At 40.9% G+C, this 24,170-nt stretch carries 18 protein-coding genes and 2 tRNA genes; 12 read left to right on the forward strand and 8 right to left on the reverse strand.

The window, feature by feature from the left end:
- The coding region (locus FTT92_RS16595; RefSeq protein ID WP_218951547.1) for a hypothetical protein at positions 1-196 on the forward strand (196 nt) is incomplete at its 5' end.
- A 56-nt stretch (positions 197-252) separates the two neighbouring features.
- Here the strand turns inward: FTT92_RS16595 and FTT92_RS01560 are convergent.
- Positions 253-1,440: a glycerophosphodiester phosphodiesterase family protein gene (locus tag FTT92_RS01560; RefSeq protein WP_180171253.1), complete on the reverse strand. Its 1,188-nt coding sequence runs from the start codon at positions 1,438-1,440 to the stop codon at positions 253-255.
- Positions 1,441-1,716: 276 nt separating this feature from the next.
- Between FTT92_RS01560 and FTT92_RS01565 the strand changes: the two genes are divergently transcribed.
- The 3 genes from FTT92_RS01565 (at position 1,717) to FTT92_RS01575 (ending at position 7,048) form a co-directional block, all read left to right on the forward strand.
- Complete coding sequence (locus FTT92_RS01565) at positions 1,717-4,824, forward strand: multidrug efflux RND transporter permease subunit (protein WP_180171254.1); 3,108 nt, start codon at positions 1,717-1,719, stop codon at positions 4,822-4,824.
- 209 nt (positions 4,825-5,033) lie between these two features.
- Positions 5,034-6,377: a magnesium transporter gene (gene mgtE, locus FTT92_RS01570; protein ID WP_180171255.1), complete on the forward strand. Its 1,344-nt coding sequence runs from the start codon at positions 5,034-5,036 to the stop codon at positions 6,375-6,377.
- Positions 6,378-6,457: 80 nt separating this feature from the next.
- Entirely contained in the window at positions 6,458-7,048 is a 591-nt protein-coding gene (locus FTT92_RS01575) for a DUF4112 domain-containing protein (RefSeq protein WP_180171256.1), read from the forward strand.
- Positions 7,049-7,212: 164 nt separating this feature from the next.
- Here the strand turns inward: FTT92_RS01575 and htpX are convergent, their stop codons facing one another.
- Positions 7,213-8,118: a protease HtpX gene (gene htpX, locus FTT92_RS01580; RefSeq protein ID WP_078192146.1), complete on the reverse strand. Its 906-nt coding sequence runs from the start codon at positions 8,116-8,118 to the stop codon at positions 7,213-7,215.
- 133 nt (positions 8,119-8,251) lie between these two features.
- Positions 8,252-9,115 carry a lytic transglycosylase domain-containing protein gene (locus tag FTT92_RS01585; protein ID WP_180171257.1) on the reverse strand — a complete coding sequence of 288 codons (864 nt, stop codon included), beginning with the start codon at positions 9,113-9,115 and terminating at the stop codon, positions 8,252-8,254.
- Between the two features lie 499 nt (positions 9,116-9,614).
- Here FTT92_RS01585 and ttcA point away from each other — a divergent pair, with 499 nt between their 5' ends.
- Positions 9,615-10,544 (forward strand): tRNA 2-thiocytidine(32) synthetase TtcA, encoded by a 930-nt coding sequence (gene ttcA, locus FTT92_RS01590; RefSeq protein WP_180171258.1) that lies wholly within the window; start codon positions 9,615-9,617, stop codon positions 10,542-10,544.
- A gap of 222 nt (positions 10,545-10,766) precedes the next feature.
- Positions 10,767-11,150 carry an SCP2 sterol-binding domain-containing protein gene (locus FTT92_RS01595; protein ID WP_078190434.1) on the forward strand — a complete coding sequence of 128 codons (384 nt, stop codon included), beginning with the start codon at positions 10,767-10,769 and terminating at the stop codon, positions 11,148-11,150.
- Between the two features lie 76 nt (positions 11,151-11,226).
- Here the strand turns inward: FTT92_RS01595 and FTT92_RS01600 are convergent, their stop codons facing one another.
- Positions 11,227-12,339: a transglycosylase SLT domain-containing protein gene (locus FTT92_RS01600; protein ID WP_180171259.1), complete on the reverse strand. Its 1,113-nt coding sequence runs from the start codon at positions 12,337-12,339 to the stop codon at positions 11,227-11,229.
- Between the two features lie 365 nt (positions 12,340-12,704).
- On the opposite strand from FTT92_RS01600, the gene greB reads away from it, so the two are divergent.
- From greB to epmA, 6 genes are all read left to right on the forward strand, one after another.
- The gene (gene greB / locus FTT92_RS01605; RefSeq protein ID WP_180093733.1) at positions 12,705-13,202 is read left to right on the forward strand and encodes a transcription elongation factor GreB; all 498 of its coding nucleotides are present in this window, start codon (positions 12,705-12,707) and stop codon (positions 13,200-13,202) included.
- Between the two features lie 83 nt (positions 13,203-13,285).
- Positions 13,286-13,375 (forward strand) — tRNA-Ser (locus FTT92_RS01610).
- A 229-nt stretch (positions 13,376-13,604) separates the two neighbouring features.
- Positions 13,605-13,694: transfer RNA gene (locus tag FTT92_RS01615), tRNA-Ser, on the forward strand.
- Positions 13,695-13,859: 165 nt separating this feature from the next.
- Positions 13,860-14,612, forward strand: a complete 753-nt coding sequence (locus FTT92_RS01620) for a class II aldolase/adducin family protein (RefSeq protein WP_180171260.1) — start codon at positions 13,860-13,862, stop codon at positions 14,610-14,612.
- A 115-nt stretch (positions 14,613-14,727) separates the two neighbouring features.
- Positions 14,728-15,795 carry a 4-phosphoerythronate dehydrogenase gene (locus tag FTT92_RS01625; protein ID WP_180171261.1) on the forward strand — a complete coding sequence of 356 codons (1,068 nt, stop codon included), beginning with the start codon at positions 14,728-14,730 and terminating at the stop codon, positions 15,793-15,795.
- Between the two features lie 5 nt (positions 15,796-15,800).
- The gene (epmA, locus tag FTT92_RS01630) at positions 15,801-16,769 is read left to right on the forward strand and encodes an EF-P lysine aminoacylase EpmA (protein WP_373684090.1); all 969 of its coding nucleotides are present in this window, start codon (positions 15,801-15,803) and stop codon (positions 16,767-16,769) included.
- Between the two features lie 272 nt (positions 16,770-17,041).
- On the opposite strand, the gene FTT92_RS01635 is transcribed toward epmA, so the two are convergent.
- From FTT92_RS01635 to FTT92_RS01650, 4 genes are all read right to left on the reverse strand, one after another.
- On the reverse strand, positions 17,042-17,248 hold the full coding sequence (locus tag FTT92_RS01635; protein ID WP_180171262.1) for a hypothetical protein: 207 nt from the start codon (positions 17,246-17,248) through the stop codon (positions 17,042-17,044).
- A 170-nt stretch (positions 17,249-17,418) separates the two neighbouring features.
- Positions 17,419-18,654, reverse strand: a complete 1,236-nt coding sequence (locus FTT92_RS01640; protein WP_180171263.1) for a multifunctional CCA addition/repair protein — start codon at positions 18,652-18,654, stop codon at positions 17,419-17,421.
- 81 nt (positions 18,655-18,735) lie between these two features.
- Positions 18,736-21,015, reverse strand: a complete 2,280-nt coding sequence (locus FTT92_RS01645; protein WP_111883905.1) for an NADP-dependent malic enzyme — start codon at positions 21,013-21,015, stop codon at positions 18,736-18,738.
- Positions 21,016-21,155: 140 nt separating this feature from the next.
- Positions 21,156-24,032, reverse strand: a complete 2,877-nt coding sequence (locus FTT92_RS01650) for a GGDEF domain-containing phosphodiesterase (RefSeq protein ID WP_180171264.1) — start codon at positions 24,030-24,032, stop codon at positions 21,156-21,158.
- Positions 24,033-24,170: the final 138 nt, after the last annotated feature.

A 24,170-nucleotide genomic window follows, 5' to 3' on the forward strand; every position in this document is an offset into this window, starting at 1 on the left:
TCCGACAGCTCCGACAGCTCCGACAGCTCCGACAGCTCCGACAGCTCCGACAGCTCCGACAGCTCCGACAGCTCCGACAGCTCCGACAGCTCCGACAGCTCCGACAGCTCCGACAGCTCCGACAGCTCCGACAGCTCCAGCACCTCAGCCAGTGGCAACGCAGTCAGCCGCAGAATATTTGGCAAACCCGCTTTAAGGTTTCCATTGAACAATAAAAAAGACGCCTCGGCGTCTTTTTTCATTTTAGGAAAACTAGGGCTTTTGCAGTTGTGTTAAGGTTTTGCGTGCCAGTCCCGGATCATCTGCAAATACACCATCTACACCAGCTTTATAGAAGTTTTCAAATTCTTTAGCCGCACCGGTATCACAACGTTCGGTTGCCACTGAGCTACATTTTAAATAGTCAGGTAAAAAACCATTTTCTGGTCTGAGCGTATAAGGATGGACTTTCAAACCAGCAGCATGGGCATTTTTGACAAAAGTGGTTTGTTTAAATTCAGAGTTTGAAAAGATATAGGTTTTACTAGGACCCACACCATCTGCATATTTTGCCACTGATTTTAGGCCTTCTGTTGTTGCTAAGCTTGCATAATTTTGAGGTGAGCTTTGTTGCTGTAAGTCACCCGGTATTGCAGTTGGGCTATCTAATAATTGAATAATTTTGCCATGTTTGAGGGTTTTCTTTTGCGTAAGTTGATCACGTAAGTATTTAAGATTGGTGGTTTCAAAGGACTGTAAATATACAGGCGCGATATCACGTGTATAACTGTATTTAGCAAGCGTGGAGAGTAAACGATCTTCCATGGCTAGATTTTGCTGTTGGAAAAATGTTGGGTGCTTGGTTTCAATATATAAACCAACAATTTTTCCAGTTTTTTTATAGTGAGCGTCGGCAAGTTCAATGATTTGTTCGAGCGTTGGGATGCTGTATTGATCATTATATTGAGTGTTATTAGGGCGATATTGAGCAATACGCTCACGTGCTTTTACATTTTGAGTCAGTTCATTCAAATTAAAGTCTTCCGTAAACCATCCTGTATAGTCGATACCATCGATTTTTTTGGTGGTTTTTCGATCCGCAAATTGTGACAGCGTACTAATATTGGTTGTCCCTGAAATTTCACTTTCATGGCGCGCAACCAGATAGCCATCCTTGGTTGGCACTAAATCGGGTTCGATAAAATCCGCACCATCATCAATCGCTTTTTGATATGCGGCAAGAGTATGCTCAGGTCGCAAAGCACTGGCACCACGATGCCCAACAATGACAAAACCTGTATCAGGCAAAATAGGGGGCTTGGTGACATGGGTTTTATCGTCATCCGAATTACATGCAGATAAACCAAAAACGCTAAAAAGGAGCAGTGAAGACACGCCCCATGAGGATTTCACTTTGCTAGTTATGGCTAGATTTAACTGTTTTGTTAATTGTTTTTGCATGGCTGCCTCTGCATCTTTTTATATAAATGAATGATGTTGCAGGCATACATTGCAGGGCAGTGGCTAAAGCTTCATGACAGAGGCGGTTTTGTCACATAAATTTACTAAAATAGCTGAAATGGAGGCTCTCCATATTTTCTACATATTTCGCTTCAAGCAAGGTTTTTATGTAGTCTAGGCTTGTAATCAAGCACATTGTGATTGATTATCAATAAGATTTTTTGAAAAAATCAATCAACACATTTTATTTCATTAATTGAAAAGTGACATGGACTGATGCTGTCTAAGTTTTTTATTTATCGACCGATTTTTGCAGGTGTCTTGGCGATCATCGTCATGGCGCTCGGGCTTTTTGCTGTGCTCAATTTACCGGTAGAGCGCTATCCAGATATTGCACCACCACGAATTACGGTCAGTGCAAGTTATAGCGGTGCGTCAGCAGAAACAGTCGAGGAAAGTGTCACACAAGTTCTTGAGCAACAAATTAAAGGAATTGATCATCTTTTATATTTTAGTTCAAGCAGCGACTCTTCAGGTCGAAGCCGGATCAGCATCAGTTTTGAAAATGGCACTGACCCAGATACCGCTCAAGTACAAGTACAAAACGCCATAAATGGAGTAATCAATCGGCTGCCTGAAGATGTGCAGCGCCAAGGGGTAAATGTCTATAAATCTTTGGGTGATACCCATATGGTTATCGGCCTCTATGATGAGACTGGCAAGAGTTCGAATATCGAACTTGGTGACTATATGATGACTCATCTAGAGCAGGACATTGCTCGAATTGAGGGTATCGGTGAAGTCGATGTTTTTGGTTCGCAATTTGCCATGCGCATTTGGCTCAACCCACTGAAGTTAAAGCAATATAGCCTTATGCCCAGTGATATCCGTGCGGCTGTTGAATCACAAAATACGCAGGTTGCAGCCGGAGCCGTAGGTGAATTGCCGAGTGTATCGGATCAATATCTCAATGCAAAAGTCACGTCAGGTTCACGTTTAAAGTCAGTTGAAGAATTTGAAAATATAATTGTCAAATCTGCACGAGACGGCAGTTTTGTCTATTTAAAAGACGTTGCACGTGTTGAATTGGGTGCGGAAAATTATTCAGGGGTGAATACCATTAATGGGTATCCATCTTCAGGGATGGGGATCTCATTGGCATCTGGGGCGAATGCACTTGAAACCTCAGCCTTAATTAAGCAAGAAATTGAACAATTAGCGAAGCAATTACCTGCCGGTTATAAAATTGTTTATCCTCGGGATAACACGCCATTTGTACAAGAATCGATTAAAGAAGTGGTGAAAACATTATTCGAAGCCGTTTTATTAGTGGTTTTGGTGATGTTTATCTTCTTACAAAATTGGCGAGCAACGCTGATACCTGCGATTACCGTGCCTGTGGTGATTCTAGGGACTTTAGCGATTTTATATGCTTTGGGCATGACCATTAACACGCTCACCTTGTTTGCATTGGTATTGGCCATCGGTCTGTTGGTCGATGATGCGATTGTTGTGGTGGAAAATGTCGAACGTTTAATGCATGAACAACAGTTAACAGCAAAACAAGCGGCTATAGAGTCAATGCATGAAATTAGTGGGGCATTAATCGGGATTACTTTGGTATTAACCGCTGTATTTATTCCCATGGCGTTCTTTGGTGGCTCAACGGGCGTGATCTATAGACAATTTTCCATCACACTTGTGGCTGCCATGGGCTTGTCACTGATGGTTGCGCTGATTTTAACTCCTGCATTATGTGCCTTAATTTTAAAACCCAATCCGAAACCACAGCGCTGGGCGATTTGGTTTAACGCCAAATTAGAGACTTTAAAAACCAAATATCTAGCACTTGCACAAGCCACGGTTCGTTATCGCTTATGGACGGTGGTTTTGTTTGCGGGGCTCATTACGGTATTTGCTTTGTTTTATCGTGCTTTGCCGACCAGTTTTATTCCTAGTGAAGACCAAGGTATTTTGAGTGTGCAACTTAAATTACAAGAAGGTGCACCGATGTCGAAAAGTCGTGAGGTCGGTGAACAAATTCGGCAGTACTTTTTAACTGAAGAAAAGCAAAATGTTGATTTGGTGATGATTCGTTATGGACGAAATTTTTCTGGTACGGGTCAAAACTTAGGGCAAGGATTTATTGCACTGAAGCATTGGGATGAACGTTCAGGACAACACAATTCAGCGCAAGCGATTCGTGAACGTGCTATGAAACATTTTAAAAAATTTAACAATGCACAAATCAATGTCAGCATGCCGTCCTCTGTCAGTGGCCTTGGGCAAACCGATGGTCTGGAATTTTGGCTGCGAGATATGAATGGTGAAGGCCGTGCTTATCTCGATGCGCAATTTAAAAGCTTGCAAGAAAAATCTTCACAATTCAGCAGTTTCGAAAATTTAGACAAACGCTCAAACCCCGATAAAGCTGAACTAAAAGTAGATATTGATCAAAAACAAGCAATGGCCTTGGGGTTAACTCAAAATGCGATTAATAGCACTATGAGTAGCGCATGGAGCGGTAGCTATATCAACGATTTTATCGACCGTGGGCGCATTAAACGCGTCATGATGCAGGCAGATGCCGAATTCCGTTCTAAACCAGAAGATTTAGCTTATTGGCATGTACGTAATGACCAAAATGAAATGATTCCATTTAGTAATTTTTCAACCATTGGTTGGAGTGGTGGTCCAGAAGTTGTTAACCGTTTCATGGGCTATACCGCATTACAAATGGAAGCGGATACAGCCAAAAATGTCTCAAGTGGACAAGCCATGCAGGATGTTAAAGCTTTAGTTGATCAAGTGCCGGGTGTGGACGTGGCATGGAGTGGGTTATCCTTTGAAGAGCAAAAATCAAGTCATCAAGCGATTTGGCTATATTTGGTCTCGATAGGATTTATTTTCCTCTGTCTCGCCGCCCTATATGAAAGTTGGAGTATTCCAACAGCAGTCATGAGTGCGATTCCACTTGGGATAGGCGGTAATATTTTGTTTAGCTACATGGCCGGTTTTCCAAATGACATCTATTTTCAAATTGCTCTACTGACAACAATCGGTTTGTCCTGTAAAAACGCGATCTTGATTGTAGAGTTTGCAGCGATGGCACAAGAAAAAGGCAAACATGTAATCGAAGCTGCAATGGAAGGCGCAGCACTTCGTTTACGTCCTATTTTGATGACCTCTTTGGCTTTTGGTGCGGGAGTGGTTCCTTTAGTTCTTGCTTTTGGTGCAGGTGCAGCCAGTCGCCAAGAGATTGGGGTGAGCGTACTCGGTGGGGTAATATTCGGTACGGTTTTGGTGCTGATCTTTATTCCGTTTATGTATGTCATGGTTCGTTCCATTTTTAAAATCAAACCGGTGTCTGAGTCTATGAAATAACCGTTAGACAGTATTTAGTTCTACAGAAATCCACCGTTAAAGCTTGGATACTTGACGGCGGTTTTTTATTCTGGAGAATTTTTTAGCGGGGAAGAAATTCCACTGAGAACTTTTATAGATATAGAGATCATATTGAAGTGATTTGAAACTCTTCATTTTATCCTTCAAAATGTGTTTAACAAATAAAGATTAAAATTTGAGTGAGTTGAATGGCGGATTTAATACAAAGACAGCGTGATATTTCCGCTTTATTGCAACAACAAAATTATACAGAGGCCGTTGGTGTTTTACAGCCTCTGAACTATGCTGATCAGGCCCGTTTAATTCAGCAATTTCCAATTGAATATCAAATTGAGTTACTTTCAGGTTTAGCGCATCAAGGTTTGGTTTTTGAGTTTTTCCCTTTTGAGTCACAGCGACAGCTGATTTCGCGTTATCCACTGCGTCTACAAATTGAATTATTTGATGACATGCATTCTGATGATGCAACGGACTTATATAAAAGCTTAACATATGCAGAACAAGATCGAATTTACCAACAACTTGATCAAGATACACAAGAGCATTTAAAGGCGTTATCTGCTTATGCAGAAGAGTCTGCAGGCGCAATCATGAGCTCAGACTATGTCAGTATGCCTGCTGACTTTACCATGCAACAAGCCATAGAGGCCTTGCGCCATGAACCGCATGACCGTGAAACCCTGTATTTAATTTATGTCACCAATGATCAGTCTCAATTAAATGGGGTGATTTCACTGCGGCAAATTTTGCAAGCCGACCGTGATGCACGGATTCAAGAGGTGATGACCAAAGATGTAGTGACTGGTTGGATAGACGAAGACCAAGAAAGTATTGCACGTAAACTGGCTGAATATGATTTTATGGCCTTGCCGATTGTGGATCATGCCAAGCGTTTGATGGGGATTGTCACCTATGATGATGCGATGGATGTGGTACAGGCTGAAACTACCGAAGACTTTTTAAAAGCTAGTGCAGTGAGTACCGAACCAGGTATGAGCATTAAGAAAGCACCGATTTTAAAGTTGTATCAAAAGCGGGTGTTTTGGTTGGTGATATTGGTCTTTGGCAGTTTATTGTCCGGTTTAGGTATTTCCTATTATGAAGATATCATTGCCGCACATATCGTCTTGGTTTTTTTCTTACCCTTATTGGTCGGCAGTGGTGGAAATGCCGGCTCTCAATCTGCAACGCTGATGGTGCGTGCATTGGCAACGGGCGATGTACATTTTAGGGACTGGTTTTACTTGCTGGGACGTGAAAGTTTGGTTGCCCTGTGTCTGGGCGGAACCATGGCCATTGCTGTATCTATTTTAGGCTACTACCGTGGTGATGCAACCGTGGCCTTGGTCTTGGCACTGAGTATGATGGGTATCGTATTGCTCGGTTGTTTAATTGGCATGAGTTTGCCTTTCATACTCAATAAGTTAAAGTTCGATCCTGCAAGTGCTTCTGCACCCTTGGTAACCTCGATTTGTGATGCGACAGGCGTGGTGGTGTATTTGATGATTGCTTCACAATTGCTCAATTTATAGAGATTAGCATTTTGCTACAGATTGAAGACTTCTAATATGTTTTAATCTCAGTGATTTACACGGTTTTTATTGGATAAAACATGACTGAACCATTAAAACAAAAAATGTCAAAGCAAGAAGTCATTCGTCTTGAACGCGATCTCGCAAAGTTTGCCAATATGATGGACTCCGTGGTTCGGATTCCATTTACTCGACAAGGGGTAGGTGCGGACGCAGCGTTGAGTACCATTCCCGTAGCTGGTGATATCGCAGGATTTGTCTTGACCTGTTATGCCGTCTATAAAGCCAAACAGATTGGCGTACCACAAGCCAAATTAAATGGTGTGATGAAACTCGCAGTTATAGATGCTGTCGTGGGTTTTATTCCTGTTGCAGGGACGATCTTTGATGTGTTTATTCGACCGAGCCGTAAAGCTTTAGATGTTGTACATACGCACATTCGTGAAGAATATCAAATCAGTACAGATCAACATGTGGTACATCCGTTTTTACATGAAAAATTAGAACAGAAACAACAGCAATCTGCTTTTTGGCGCAACCCTGTGGTTGCATGGATATGGATCCATATCCCAGATATACTCGGGATGATTTGCTTATTAGTCTTTATATTTGCAATTTATATGGGTGGTTCATTGCTTTGGCAATGGTTAAAGGCCAATGGAGTATTGTAGATAGAAATGCCTTGTTGCTTGAACGCGATCAATGAGAGGCTATTCAATTGAAAGATCGTTCAACTGAAAGATTATTGATAAGACAGTAAATGTTCGGAGAAAAAAATTAGAATTAAAAAAGCCTCCATAGGGAGGCTTTTTTACGACATACATTAGATGCTCGATTATGGGCAATCTAATTGTTGTAATGCCGCAACACGTTGTTCAATCGTTGGGTGTGTTTGGAACAATGCAGCTAAACTGAAACCTTGTTCTTGACCCGCAGAAATTGCAAAGGCTTTCATTTCTTTTGGCATTTGATCTGGCATTTCAGATTCTGCTTGTAAACGTAACAGGGCAGAAATCATCGCTTGTTTACCTGCTAAACGCGCACCAGCTTCATCGGCACGGTATTCACGGTAGCGAGAGAACCACATCACAATGGCAGACGCTGCGATACCAAAAACAATATCTAATACAATCGTAATGACAAAATATGCGATACCCGGTGCTTCACCATCTTCACGACCAAAAACATTACGGTCAATGAAGTCACCTGCTACACGCGCAAAGAACATCACAAAGGCGTTGACTACACCTTGCACCAATGCAAGGGTTACCATATCACCATTGGCTACGTGACCAATTTCGTGAGCGAGTACGGCACGGAGCTCGTCTTTGTTCATACGCTCAAGTAGACCGGTAGAAACTGCTACTAAAGCATCATTTTTATTCCAGCCTGTTGCAAAGGCATTTGACTGGTACGATGGGAAAATACCCACTTCTGGCATTTTGATACCAGAACGTTGTGCCAGTTGCGCAACTTCGTTAAGTAACCATGCTTCAGCTTGGTTACGTGGTGCATTAGGGTCAATCAGCTCTGTACCCGTGGTTTTCTTCGCCATCCATTTTGACATGAATAGTGAGATCATTGAACCCACCATACCGAACACAAAACAGATTACGAGCAAGTTGCCTAAGTTTAAGCCGCCCGCACCATGGTAACTACCGACACCGAAGAGTGACAAGATTATGCCAGCTACAACCAGTACCGCGAGGTTGGTTAGCAAGAACAAACCAATCCGCATCATTGGGTAAATCCTCTTATTATAGAAAAATGATCTGATTTACAAATAAAAATCATTAAACTCAATATGAGGTGAAAGTCTTAAAATTTCAAGGAAAAATTAGTAAAACAGATGCAATTTTACAAAATCAGTGAATTTATTCATTGAAATAAATACGCGCTGAAGCAGACGCATTTGCTGTGGCAAATGAACCTGAAGGTGCGTCGGTAAAACTACCATTGTCTGTTTGAATAATTTGACGTGCCGATGATTTAGCAACCGTAGGGGCAGCAGCATGATAATTATCCGAACTGGCAATAATCCGACCACTATTTGAAGCGATATTGGAATTGCTCGAACCTGATACACTTAAACTACCAGCATATAGGTTGTTGTAGCGGCTAGTGACACGGCGGACATAATCTTGTGTTTCGCGAAAAGGTGGGATACCACCATATTTTGCGACATTGCCTTCACCTGCGTTATAACCAGCTAAGGCAAGTGAGGTGTTACCATTAAAACGTTTCAGTAGCCAAGATAAATATCGCGCACCAGCCATAATGTTCTGATGAGGATCATAAGCATTTGTTACATTGAAGCGACGTGCCGTGGCAGGCATGAGCTGCATTAAACCTTGAGCCCCAACAGGTGAACGAGCATTAGTGTTAAAGCCTGATTCGGTATGCATCACCGCTTTGATTAGACCTTCGGAAACACCATGTTGGGCCGCTGCTTGTTTAATAATATTGTCAAAGGCATTTTTATTCCTACTATAGCTGGGTAACACAGACGCTTCATTTGAGCCCCAGTTACTATAACTATGGATATTACTGTCCGGATAGTAGGTTTTTTTCTCAACTTTTAGATTGCTATAGCGGCCTTGTTTATTGGTCAGTAACGTTGTGCCATTACTTTCACGCAATTGATAAATCGTTTGGCCGGCAAAAATGTTTGGTGCTGCTAAACTGATAGCCACACTTCCACCTAATAACAGCCCCAAAGTCCAAGTCATGTTTTTCATTTTATTGTGAAGAAAAAATTCTGTCCCCAAACAGTTAAAGAGAGTTTATCAAAAAATAATTAGATGAAAAGGCTTCATAGACTGATTTCTTCTTTACTTTGTAAAAATCAAGTCATTTTGATGATTCAATAATCAAAAAAAATATTTATTTTTTTTTTAATGAGCTTAACTTGACACACCTAAGCTATTGATAATTAAATATTTATAAATTGATCAAAAAATGATCAATTTAAATAAAAGCCTTAAAATAAGGGCGGCTCACCTTGTCAAGTCATTTAGAATCCACAAAGTTATCCACAGCTTTTGTGGACAACTGTGGAAAAGTCCAAAAGATAAGCATTTGGGCTAAAAAATGAATTGTACCGTATAAAATAATGCACCGAAGATTACGTGATCATGACAGTATTTCTACTTTTTTCGGAAATTACATTCTTTTGATGCGAGAAGTCTGCGAATCGGATAAAATTGCGCGGTATTTTTTTTTAGGTTTAACTCGTCTATGTTCTCGCCAGTTGAGTCCGAACAAGGATTTAATTTCAAACCAGAACTACCAACTAGCTCTGCGTATTATCGTTTATTGAAAAAGCTACGCCGTCAGGTCGGTCATGCTATTCGTGATTTTAAAATGATCGAAGAGGGTGACAAAGTGATGGTCTGTATTTCAGGCGGTAAAGACAGTTATACCTTGCTCGACATTTTGTTGCAGTTTAAGCGTATCGCACCGATTAATTTTGATGTGGTTGCGGTCAACCTTGACCAAAAACAGCCGGGTTTCCCTGAAGACGTATTGCCACGTTATTTAGAAGAAAACAAAATTCCGTATTACATCTTAGAAAAAGATACTTACAGCATTACCAAACGTTTAACACCAGAAGGTAAAACGTACTGCGCAGTGTGCTCGCGTCTACGTCGTGGTTCGTTATACGGCTTTGCTCAAGAAATTGGGGCGACGAAAGTGGCTTTAGGTCATCATCGTGATGATATTTTGGCGACGTTCTTCTTGAACTTGTTCCATGGCGGCAGCTTAAAAGCCATGCCACCGAAATTATTGTCTTCTGACAAAAAGAACATTTTGATTCGTCCACTGGCTTATGTGGAAGAAAAAGACATTATCAAATATGCAGAAATGCGTAAGTTCCCAATTATCCCGTGTAATTTGTGTGGTTCTCAAGAAAACTTACAACGTGCGATACTAAATGACATGCTGCGTACTTGGGATAAAGAATTTCCAAAACGTTTACACAGTATTTTTGGTGCGTTGCAAAATGTATCACCTTCACAACTGGCTGACCGTGAGTTATTCGACTTTGAAGCCCTAGATGAACAACGCGAATTTGACTTTAAAAATAGCGAAAGTTGTTCAACTGAAGAAGGTGAGTCAGAAAGCAAACGCATTAATATGGTGAACTTAGGGTTTATGGCAGATTAAGCCGAAAATCTCATCACGCAAAAGGCATTCTACGGAATGCCTTTTTTATGCTTATGATTTTTCTCATTTTGTTATTAAACAGTTAAATATTGAACGGTGCGTACAAAAAACTTTAGCCTTTTCACAAATGATCATGCTATAACAAACCTCAAGCAAAATATGCTTGCACTGATGTTGTCCGGAACGGCAACACACACGAACAAAATAAATTGAGGAAAGATCATGCCTGCTTTTTTAACTGATGATTGGTTTTCAACTGTAGAAACTCTGACAGCTCAAGCTGGTGATTTAAACTTACCACCTGCATTGGCTAATCTTGCAATTAACCTTGTGGTTGCTGACGCTGCAGGCAATACTGAATTGTCATTAGACGGTGGTGCAATTAAAAAAGGTTTATCTTCAAACGCGAAAACAACTTTGAACATGGATGCTGAAACTTTACGTAAAGTATTCCTTGAGTTTGATATGGCTGCAGCGATGCAAGCGTTTATGACGGGCAAAATAAAAGTACAAGGTGATATGTCACAATTGATGGCATTGCAAACAGCAAAACCAAGTACTGAGCAAAAAGATTTATTCAAAAAAGTACTTGAGCAAACTGCTTAAGTCTAAAACGAAAAAAGCTTACCCGAAGGTAAGCTTTTTTTTGTGCGCTCACATGTAAATGTTAGGTGGACGCATATTAGATATTCACCAGTTGAGGTGTGGTTTTAATATGTTCCAAATAAGCACGAATACGCGTGACATATTGCACAGCTTGACGATAACGACCATTGCTGGCCTTGTTACGGTCTAGATAAGCATATAAATTCACCCACTTATTTGGGTTTTTACCTTGAGATTGGACACGCTTTTGAATCTGACTTACAGCACCAGGACCCATGTTATAAGCCACTAAGGCATACCAATTACGATCAGGGTACGGAATGTTACTATAACGGTTTAGCATTTGGTCATAGTACTTTGCACCACCTTGAATGCTTTGAGTCGCATCTGTACGGTTGCTCACACCCATGGCTTTTGCTGTACTGTTGGTCAGCATCATAATGCCACGAACACCCGTTGGGGATACCGAGTCAGGTTTGAGGTAAGACTCTTGATAACCAATCGCTGCCAATAAATGCCAGTCTAGATCGTATTGCTTGGCCGTGTTTTTAAAACTTGCCTTATAGATCGGCATACGTTTACTTAAATCACGTTGAATCACATTCCAAGAATCTTGTTTGACCACATTACGGTTGTAGAATGATGCCAACTGTCCAATTGCGCCATTTTGTTTGGCACGGCAAATAAAACCACTCGCGGTTTGGCTTAGTGGATCATCTGCATTTTTAAATACCCAGTTTAAGTTGCTGTTTAAACCATTCTTTTTTAAAGAAACGGTATCACCACAACTGGCTGAAAATGACGTCAAATGCTTGGCTTCAATGGTACTCATTTCGGCAGTGGTCATAGCAAAATTGGCTTGACCTTTGGCAACCATTTTTAAAGCAGTGGCATTGTCATTCACTGTTTTAAAATCTAATTGAACATTTAAACTTTCTGCATAGTTACGTGCAAGGTCGTAACCGAAGCCATGTCGATGTTTACCCTCCTGAAAAACAATGGCAGGATTGGCAACTGCAACAACAGTGAGTTTATTACTGTTGACGACAGCATCATATTGATGTGCTGTTTTGCTGGCATTAATACTGTGAAAAGGAATTAAGATAGTACTAAGTGCAAGCGCTTTAAATGGGAGAGAGTTAAAAGAGTTAAGGCAAAGCCTCGACCCAGAAGTTGAACTACTGTGCATGTTGTCTCCGCTACAAGTAATTTATGCCCTAAAAAGCAAAGGCAAACACGCCTCAGACTTTTTCAAGTTTGATAAATTCAATAAGGGTTGGGCAGTCATGACGTCATTCAAAAATGACTAGGGGGTTTCGGGAAATATGTAGAAAATCTACACTGGATAAAAATTAAACAAGCCTAAAAGATGTGCGCATAATAATGAGCAAAAAAATACTTGTCAAATTTTGTACGAAAAAATATTAAAATATGTAACATAAACAATTGATTTTGTTTGGGAATAAATTTTATATACTTTGCCTGTGTAGAAATGGAGGATAAAATAGGCATGTTTTGTAAAAATCAGCACTTGCTCAAGGCCTAAAAATCATCATGAAATCTAACTTAATTACCCGTGGTGGACACGATTTATTGGTCGCTGAACTTCAGCATTTATGGCATGAAGAGCGACCTGAAATTACCAAAAAAGTGAACTGGGCGGCTAGTCTTGGAGATCGTTCGGAAAACGCGGATTATCAATATAATAAGCAATTGTTACGCAAAATTGACCGACGTGTACGCTACTTGGGAAAACGTTTGGAAGAGCTTCGTATTATCGATTACTCACCCGAACAAAAAGGGAAAGTCTATTTTGGGGCATGGGTTGATATTGAAAATGAAGACGGCGAACACAAAACGCTAAGAATCGTTGGGGTGGATGAAATCTATGATCATCATCCGCAGCATATCTCAATTGATTCACCTATGGCTCGGGCACTCTTGTCGAAGCAAGTGGATGATGAAGTCGAAGTCCTAACCCCGCTAGGAAAAAAATGTTGGTATATCAATTCAATTCGTTATGAAATGGGCGAAAGCACTGAAAGACAGTAAACTGCTCTTATTTTGTTCAATTGGATGTGTTTTTTACAAAATAATTTGCCATTGCTGAATTTTATTTATATGATGGCGGCCATGGAAGCGTGGCAGAGCGGTTTAATGCACCGGTCTTGAAAACCGACGAGGGCGCGAGTCCTCCGTGAGTTCGAATCTCACCGCTTCCGCCATATTCAAAAACCCTGATGTTTTTAGCATCAGGGTTTTTTTATGTGCGTAAATTGAGGTAATGCAATTAGCCTTGACCTCAATTCAATAAATTTTGATTGAACTTCTATTTTTCAGCTCGAAGCCAAAATTTTACAATCGCCTAAATTTTGTATGAACGATTCGCCAAGTGTTCAAAATAAGGCAAAATAATTTGCCAATCTGAATTTTTATTTATATGATAGCGGCCATGGAAGCGTGGCAGAGCGGTTTAATGCACCGGTCTTGAAAACCGACGAGGGCGCGAGTCCTCCGTGAGTTCGAATCTCACCGCTTCCGCCATATTCAAAAACCCCAATGTTTTACATTGGGGTTTTTTTATTGCCTAAATTTTTTGAAAAGTTTTTTCTAAAGGCGAAGTTGATATACAGCATGAATATGACATGCTATTAATTATTCACAATAAACAGAAAACAAGATCAATCGATTTAGAAAAGGAATTCATCCATGCAAAAACCAGAGCTTATTCATGAACTGGAATGGCAAGCGCGTTGTCAATTGGCGGCACTGTATCGCTTAGTGGCTTATTATAAAATGACCGACTTAATTGATACTCATATCAGCCTGCGTTTAAGTCATGAACCGGAGCATTTTCTGATTAATCGTTATGGTGTGACCTTTGACAAAATGACGGCTTCTGATTTGGTCAAAATTGATCATGAAGGAAAAATTATTGAAACTTATGATGCAGGGAAGATGGTGAATGTTGCGGGCTTTGTGATTCATTCTGCCTTACATCATGCGCGTGCAAATATTAATTGTGTGATTCATACGCATACTGCCGATGGCGTGGCCGTTTCTGCACAAGAACATGGTTTATTGCCAATCTCACAACATGCGTTAAAGTTCTATCAGAACATTGCTTATCATGAATATGAGGGTATTGCCTTTTCAACTGAAGAGCGTGAAAGATTGGTACAAGATATGGGACATTATCGCTGCATGATTTTACGCAATCACGGCTTGCTTGCGACTGGAGATAATGTGGCACGGGCATTTCATGAAATTTACTTTTTAGAACGGGCTTGTCAAATTCAAGTAAAAGCGTTGTCGAGTGCTACATTGCATTATCCGAGTCCGAAGGTTTGTGAACATACGTTGCAGCAGTTTGAAAATCCGATGGCCGAGCCCATTATTCAAGCGGCTTGGCAGGCGGCCTTGTCTTTAATTGAAGATCAGCAGTCAGATTATTGTCGTTAATATAATTTTCTATCATTTAGCTTATAAAAAAATGGCGCTATGCTTTATGTGCAGAAGAATAGTCATGGCATGAGCAACGCGTTATCATGTTCGTAGTGGAATTATGAGATGAACTATGAAAATCGTTGCAGATGAAAATCTGGCATTTACTGAGTATTTTTTTACCGAATTTGGTGAAATAAAGCAAGCGGCAGGTCGAACATTGACCCATGAGGATGTCAAAGAAGCCGATGCATTATTGGTACGATCAGTGACTCAGGTAAATGCAGAATTAATTCAACAGACCGCACTCAAATTTGTCGGTAGTGCTACGATTGGAACAGATCATTTAGATATTACCGCTCTAGAAAAGCAGGGCATTGCTTGGTCAAATGCTGCAGGTTGTAATGCACAAGCGGTTGCTGAATATGTGATTACTGCATTGCTGTACGTTAAACCTGAATTATTGAATGCAAATGAACAATTTACCTTGGGCATCGTTGGCTTAGGTAATGTCGGTTCACGTTTGGCCGTCATGGCAGAATTATTAGGTTGGAATGTCATTGGCTATGATCCATTTGTGCAATCTGATCAGGTGAAACAAGTTGAATTTGCAGAACTGTTAAAAAATGCAGATGCAATTAGTATCCATGTGCCACTAACTAAAGTGGGGGAATATCCAACCTATCATTTAATTAATGCTGCTGCACTTGCCGCTATGAAGCCAACTGCGATTTTGATTAATTCCGCGCGTGGGCCAGTGGTCGAAGAAGCTGCCTTAATTGCCGATATTCAACAAACTCAGCGTAAAGTGGTCTTAGATGTTTTTGAACATGAGCCAGAGATTTCAGCAGCATTGTTGGATTTAATTTACGTGGTGACACCCCATATTGCAGGCTATAGCTTGGAAGGTAAAGCACGTGGCACACAGATGATCTATGAAGCATTCTGTCAAACTTTCAATCAACCGATAAATAAAGCTTTTGAAAGTCAGTTGCCCGTCTGTGAGCAGTATTTTACTGGTGCTGACTTTAAGACGGTATTACAGCGTTATTTAAAAGATATTTATGACATTGCTCGTGATGATGCCAACTTACGTGCTTGCCTAAAAGACGGCAAGGTGGATCAAAAAGCCTTTGATTATTTACGTAAAACCTATCCTTTACGCCGTGAATGGGCTGCGCATGGAGGCCCAGCAGCATGAGTCAAATGAACTTTCAGCCGAGTTGTGAACTCACTGCACTTCGTGCACGTGCCACGATGTATGCTCAAATTCGCCAGTTTTTTGCTGCACGTGATGTGCTTGAAGTGGAAACACCTGTGCTTTCACAAGCGGGTGTCACCGATGTGCATTTAGCATCGGTACAAGCTCAGCGTCATGTGAATGGTCAAAAGCAAACGCATTATTTACAAACTTCACCTGAATTTGCCATGAAGCGTCTGTTGGCAAGTGGCAGTGGGCCTATCTACCAAATCTGTAAAGTTTTCCGTGATGATGAACATGGACGTAAACACAACAGTGAATTCACCATGTTGGAATGGTACCGTCCGGGTTTTAGCTTAAAAGACTTGATGTTTGAAGTGACGGATTTATTGAATGAAACCTTGAAACAACGCTTTGGTGAAATTCGTCCGACTATTTTGAGCTATAAGCATGCCTTTATGGATCGTTTGGATTTGAACCCGTTACAAGCTTCTTTACAAGATCTAAAAGATTGCTGTCGTCGTGTGGGGCTAAGCTTAGATTTGGGTGAAGACCGTTTAGGCTATATCGATTTATTGTTTTCGCATTATGTTGAGCCGAGCCTCGGTTTTGATACGCCAGTGTTCCTTACAGATTTTCCACCTGAAATGGCTTCTTTGGCGAAAACCCGTGTGGACGAAGATGGTGAGTTGGTTGCAGCACGATTTGAGCTGTATATCGAAGGTTTAGAGTTAGCGAATGCTTATGATGAACTGATTGATGCGGATGTTTTACGCAGTCGTTTTGAGGCAGATAATGCAGAGCGCGCTAAACTTGGGTTGCATGTGATGCCGATTGATGAATATTTGCTTGCTGCATTACCGCATATGAGCGAGTGTGCAGGTATAGCCTTAGGTATTGATCGATTGCTAATGGTGGCTATGAATCAGCTAAAGCTTGAAAAAGTCATTAGTTTTCCAGCCGATATTTCTTAAAAAATGTCCGGATCGGCTGATGGTAAAATTGGCCGATCAATTTAAATATTTAGTAAAATCCAAACCATATAGGCTTCAAACCCTAAATTTTGATAAAAAGCATGTGCGGCGTAGCGTTCAGGACGATTCCCACTATTGAGTAAAATACGTTTTAGATCTTATCGCCGTGCGCTTTGCTCAATGGCTTGCATGAACCATCGCCTTAAACCTTGATCGCGATAACTCACATCAATGACAAAAGCCTAAATCCGAATTATTCATTCCTCAAACTCCTAACTGTATTGTTGGATAAAACCTGCATAACCAATGACGCGGTCATCAGCCGTCATCACCACGGTTTGATAATGCTGATCCAAATGAGTCAACTGCCAATGCTGTTGGAGTCGCTCTGGTGGTATTTCATAACCCAATTGGAGTGTGAGTTGATGAATGTCGAGGAGATCTTTTGGGAGGTGTAGTGGACGAATTTGGGGATGCATATTGTCAGCTCGATGGTTTTCCTTAGAGCATAGATGAATGAGCCTTGATGTGAATGCAGATATTTTTCAAAGCTTATCTATATCTGAAAGGGTAAGGTGAAATATTGCAAAAGTTAAAGTTTTAAAAATATAGAAAAGGAAAATTAAAAAAGCACCCGAAGGTGCTCTAATTATGCTTCGACTGCATATTGACTGGTTTTAAGTGCAGCAATGGCTTGGATACGTCGTTCAATCAGCATTTCACCAATATCCGGCCCGGATACATCAGGTGGAAGGTCGGCAGCTTTAATATTACGAACCACTTGCATGGCATCTAAAACGTATTGAGCTTGCGGATAGGCACGATCCTCTAAACCTAAGCGACCACGTGAATCACATTCACAGGCTTGTACAAAGGCCTCTACGCGTTCAGGACGGCGTAGCACATCCAGACGTTGTAACAGGCGCCACAAGGTACCCGGTTTTAAACTCAAGGCTTGATGGCATTTTAAATGTTCTTTACACACTGAGATAGCCAATTGTTTGGTATTGGTGGGAACACGCATACGGTCACAGACATCAGTAACTGGTTTTACACCACGCTCTTCATGCATGATATGGCGCGGTAACTCATCTACTGGAGTAAGTGCTTTGCCTAAGTCGTGTACCAGTACAGCAAAACGAACATCCAAAGAATAATTTGCACGACACGCTTGTTGTAGCGACATCATGGTATGAATGCCACAGTCTATTTCAGGATGATATTCAGGACGCTGTGGAATACCGTATAACGCATCAATTTCAGGGAACAACACTTTTAAAGCGCCACAGGCTCTTAATACCTCAAAATATTCATCTGCGTGGTCTTCCATTAAGGCACGAGACGTTTCCTTCCATACACGTTCAGGTGTAAGGGCTTCAAGCTCACCAGATTGAGCAAGCTCTTGCATCAGCGTAAGTGTTTCATCAGCCACTTTAAAACCTAAAGCTTTATAACGTGCCGCAAAACGTGCAATACGCAAAACCCTTAATGGATCTTCGACGAAGGCATCAGACACATGGCGAAGGATGCGGCGCTCTAAATCTTGTTGACCATGGTAGGGATCATAAATTTGGCCAGCATCATCCATAGCAATCGCATTGATCGTGAGGTCACGTCGAATGAGATCTTGTTCGAGTGTGACATTGACGTCGGTATAAAATTCAAAGCCATGATACCCATGTCCAGACTTACGTTCTGTACGGGCTAAGGCATATTCGTCTTTGGTCTCTGGATGAAGAAAAACAGGGAAATCTTTACCCACAGGTTGATAACCTTGAGCAAGTAATTGTTCCGGCGTTGCACCGACAACGACATAATCTTTTTCGTGATAGGGGTGCCCGAGCAAGTGATCTCGAACTGCACCGCCTACTAAATAAACTTGCATGAAAAAACCTCTATTCTTAGAGCAATCATGCTACAGAACAGAGGTTTTCTCAAGTCACAAAGTGTGTTCAGGTCAACTAAATTAGAGTGCTAGTTTTTCGTTTTCTTGAATCTCTGCAACAGTCAATGCAGTCATATTCACTAAACGGCGTGTTGTCGCTGTTGGCGTTAAAATATGAACAGGTTTTGCAGCACCCAAAAGAATTGGGCCAATTGTCACGTTACTGCCCGATGTTGATTTCAACAAGTTGAACGAAATGTTCGCTGCATCCAGATTAGGCATAATCAGCAAGTTCGCAGAACCTTTAAAACGTGAGTTCGGGTATGCGAAATGACGAATATTTTCATCCAGTGCGGCATCACCATGCATTTCACCTTCAACTTCAAGTTCAGGTGCAATTTCTGACAAAATATCATAAACCTTACGCATTTTTTGTGCGCTAGGATCATTTTGGTCAGAACCGAAACTTGAGTGAGAAAGCAATGCTACACGTGGCGTAATACCAAAACGGCGTACTTCTTCAGCCGCTAAAATAGTCATTTCAGCAAGCTGTTCAGCTGTTGGATTACGGTTAATGTAAGTATCAGCAATAAACAAGTTACGATCTTCAAGCATTAATGCATTCAGCGTGAAGAAGTTATTACGACCTTCTTTTAGCCCAATCACATTGCTGACAAAGTCTAAGTGAATGTCATAGCTAGAATAAGTACCACATAGCATACCGTCAGCCACACCATGACGAACCAGCATTGCCGCGATAAGTGTTGAACGACGACGTGCTTCACGCTGTGCGTATTCAGGTGTTACGCCTTTACGCTGCATGATGCTGTAGTAATCGTCAGCAAACTTATCATAATCAGGGTTTTTCTCTTGATCGACGATAGTGATGTTCACGCCGTCTTCAAGACGAAGACCTAATTTCTTGATGTTTGCTTCAATGACTGCTGGACGACCGACAAGAATTGGTTTTGCCAAACCTTCATCAACAGCAATTTGTACTGCGCGAAGTACACGTAAATCTTCACCTTCAGCATAGGCAATGCGTTTTGGATCAGTTTTTGCTTGCGCAAAAATTGGTTTCATCATGAATGCAGAGTTATAAACAAACTCAGACAAACGTTGACGATACGCAGAGAAGTCTTGAATTGGACGAGTTGCAACACCTGAATCCATCGCTGCTTGTGCAATTGCAGGTGCAATCTCAAGAATCAAACGTTGATCTAATGGGCGTGGAATGAGGTAATCACGACCAAATGAAGCAGATTTTTCACCATACGATGCAGCGTCTGCTTCAATGTGCGCCATGCGAGCAATCGCATGTACACACGCAATCTTCATCTCTTCATTAATCGTGGTTGCGCCAACATCTAGTGCACCACGGAAGATATAAGGGAAGCAGAGCGCATTGTTCACTTGGTTTGGATAGTCTGAACGGCCTGTTGCCATAATCACGTCTGGACGCGCTTCATGTGCATGTTCAGGAAGAATTTCAGGGTCTGGGTTAGCAAGGGCAAAGATAATCGGATCTTTCGCCATAACTTTAACCATTTCTTTGGTCAAAATACCTGCTGCTGAAAGACCAAGGAACATGTCCGCACCTTCCATTACATCAGCAAGCTGAGAGCCTTCGATGTCTTGAACATATGCCTTTTTCGACTCATCCAAGCCTTCACGTTTAGTCGTCAATAAACCACGTGAATCTGCCACAACGATGTTTTCTTTTTTCGCGCCAAGTGCACAAAGTAAGTTCAAACATGAAAGGGCAGCAGCACCTGCGCCAGAAGCGACAATTTTGATTTCTTCAATTTTTTTGCCATTGAGTTGAAGTGCATTCAGTAATGCAGAACCCACAATGATTGATGTACCGTGTTGGTCATCATGGAACACAGGAATATTCATGCGTTCACGAAGTTTTTGCTCGATGTAGAAACACTCTGGGGCCTTGATGTCTTCAAGGTTGATACCACCGAAAGTTGGTTCCAATGCTGCAACGATATCTACGATTTTGTCTGGATCGTTTTCAGCAATTTCAATGTCAAAAACATCAACACCAGCGAATTTTTTGAATAGAACGCCTTTACCTTCCATAACAGGTTTTGACGCTAAAGGACCAATGTTACCTAAGCCCAGTACGGCTGTACCGTTACTGACTACAGCAACAAGATTACCGCGCGCTGTGTAAAGTGCAGCAGTAGATGGGTCGCGTTCAATTTCTAAACAAGGTGCAGCGACACCTGGCGAGTATGCGAGGGCTAAATCGTGTTGGTTGACCAATTGTTTGCTTGGTGTAACGCTGATTTTCCCCGGAGTTGGAAATTCGTGATAATACAAAGCCTGCTGTTTTAAAGATTGATCGTCCATCTGTATCTCGATTGTGTTTTGTTTATCCAATATAAAGCTGCAATGCTTGCTTTATCCGCTTGAATATAACATTAGTTGCACAGTTGGGACAGTCGAAGTCGCGTCTTTTTCAGACAATCTTATAGCTCAGGCATAGTGACTTATATTAAGTAAGTATAAGCAGGCGAAGAGATATTATTTTCAAGGAACACGGTTGCCTCTTCTTGTGGCAGTGGCTTAGAGAAAAAATAGCCTTGAGCAATGTCACATTCTAAGTCTTGTAGATACTGTAACTGCTGTTCAGTTTCAATCCCTTCAGCGACTACCGTCATGCCCATCGCTTTACCCATGGCAATCATGGCACTAACGATGGCCAATTGTTTATTTTCACCAATTTTAGAGATAAAACTGCGGTCTATTTTTAAGATATCAATTGGAAAATCAGCTAGATAGGATAGAGAAGAATAGCCCGTACCAAAGTCATCAAGTGAAATATTGATCTTACGTTTTTTTATTTCATTTAACAGTTCACGTACTGAATCTAGATTTTCGACCAAAGAAGATTCGGTAATTTCCAGTTCCAGACTGGCACCATCAATTTGATTGGCATCTATCGCTTCATCTAGATCATTTAATAATTGTCCACGGCGCAGTTGCTGCGCAACAATATTGACGGATACACAAATATTTTGATAACCCAAATTATTCCAAAAACAAATTTGCTGCGCGGTTTTTTGCAGGACAAAACGCCCGATATCTGAAATTAAACTGGTTTGTTCTGCTAAAGGAATAAATAAGCCTGGTGGTATTAAGCCTTTTTCAGGATGATTCCAACGCACCAAGGCTTCAAAACCGTAAATATTTTTATCACGGAAATTAATCTTCGGTTGGTAATACACCACCAGCTCATTATTTTGAATGGCTTTACGCAAGTCGCGTTCCAAGAAGATACCTTGTTCTAATAATGCAGTATTTTCATTGGAATAATAACGTGTAGTATTGCCTCCCAAATTTTTGGCTTCGCTCAGCGCTTGTTCTGCACAGTTATTTAGATAATCTAGCTGACGACCATGCTCAGGGTAGAACGCGACGCCCATCGATAAAGTGATGACATGATCTTGGCCAAAAATATTAAATGGAATGCTAAAGGCTTTATTGATGCGTTCACAATGCTCTTGCACAGAAGGGCGGATGTGTGAAATTTCATACACAATCGCAAAATCATCGCCATTTAAGTGTGCGACAAACAGAGCTTCGGCATTGGTTAGACGTAAACGCTGTGCGACTTGGCGTAACAGCTCGTCACCACCATTGTTGCTGAGATATTCATTTAATGGACGGAAACGGTCGATGTTTAAACGAATGACAGCCAACTGTTTAATCGAATCTTGCTGTGAAACTAAATATTGATGCAGTTGATAGTTGTAATAAAAACGGTTCGGTAAATCCGTTAAGGTGTCATAGTTTTCTAAATATGATAAGCGTTGTTCTTGCAATTTACGTTCGGTTAAATCTGAGACAATTCCAATGTAATGGGTGACGCGGTTTTGATCATCAGTAATCGCATTAATATGCATCCACAGCGTCAGTTCTTTACCTGAAAGAAATCTTTCGTGCAATTCACCATCATACTCACCAATTTTCAGCACTTGTTTAATGATCGAGTAGTGCATATTACGTTGAATTGATTTGTAATTTGCAGTGATATCAAAAAGATGTTTACCAATAATTTGGTCGTAGTTAAAGCCGGTTAATTGTTCGTAAAACGGATTGACTTCGATATAGCACAGCTCTTCATTTAAAATGAAAATCCCTTCAGCGGCTTGTTCGAGTACGCTGGCTGCAAGTTTTAAACGTTCCTGAGATGTCCGTTCTTGATGGATATCACGTCGAATACCGACCATGCGCAATGGCTTACGATTATTTGGATCGCGTTGAATGACCCGTCCAATATCATGTACCCAACTCCATTTTCCTTGACTGTTTTGAATCCGATAGGTGGCCTCATAACGGTCTTTAAATCCACGTAGATGTTGAATCATCGCTGATTTAAAATGTGGGATATCATCAGGATGGATCACATGTTGTAACTGTTGCTGATGCTCTTTCGAATGTCTAAGGGTTTTTTCTTGCTTATAGTTGGTGACAACGATTTTACGGTCTTTGATATTCCAATCCCAAGGACGTAAACCTGCAATTTCATGCGCAAGGACTAAATTGGCTTGTTGGTTTTCTAAATCCTTGTTCATTTGCTCAATGTCGAAGGTCCGCTCTTTGACTTTCTGTTCAAGGATTTGGTTACCTAGCTGTAGTTGTAATTCGATGTCTCTTGATTTGTTGACTTCTTCTTGGAGCTGCTGACACAGTTCATCAGTCCATTTGACTTGTTGCTTGGCACTATCGACCAATAGGTTGTTTTTAGCATGTAAAGTCGATACACGACGATGAATGCGATATGACGTCATGGCGCACATTAGAATCACAATAAGCCCAAAATTAATACTCAGGCTAAATAAGTGATTTGAACCATCTAAGAAAAAAAACTGTGCAATCAGATAGGGCACAATAGATGGAATAAATGCCAAACAAAAATAATTGAGTTTTTGCGTTAAATAGGTCAAGCCAAAGGTTTGTGTCACGATCAAGAGTAGGGCAGAGAGCGTCAGGGCTTGAATTGGTTCAAAGCTTTGATTGGTCGCAGGCAAATAATAAAAAATTAAAAAAATACCGCTCGCAATCAGTGTGCCGACAGAAAAACACTGAAATTGTAGCCAACGATGCGCAATCATCAGTGAATATTGTTCGGGTTTAAAATAAACGGTGCTCATCAGCCAGCATAAACTGACAAAAACTTCGGTAAAAATAAACCAAATATTGAAATACAAAGATGGCGATTTATAAAAAATTTGATATATCGAAAAAATATATAAGCAAATAATCAGAATACTGACTAAAAAATAGCGGCTATGGCGAATCGTGTTCGCAATTTGAGCAGTATGATTGTACTGCTTGATATATTCATCTTGTTTATACGTCATGAATATAAAAACCCTGCCTTAACTAAATCTAGATCGTTGTATTTGTATTGTTCCTGAGAGTATTTGTTTATTCTTGGTAACAAATCATTTGTTTTTATTGACTCTAGGGTAATTGCGTTACAAATAAAAAGCAATATC

The organism is Acinetobacter sp. YH12023 (assembly GCF_013420135.1).
In the GTDB taxonomy this organism is placed as follows: Bacteria; Pseudomonadota; Gammaproteobacteria; order Pseudomonadales; family Moraxellaceae; genus Acinetobacter; species Acinetobacter amyesii.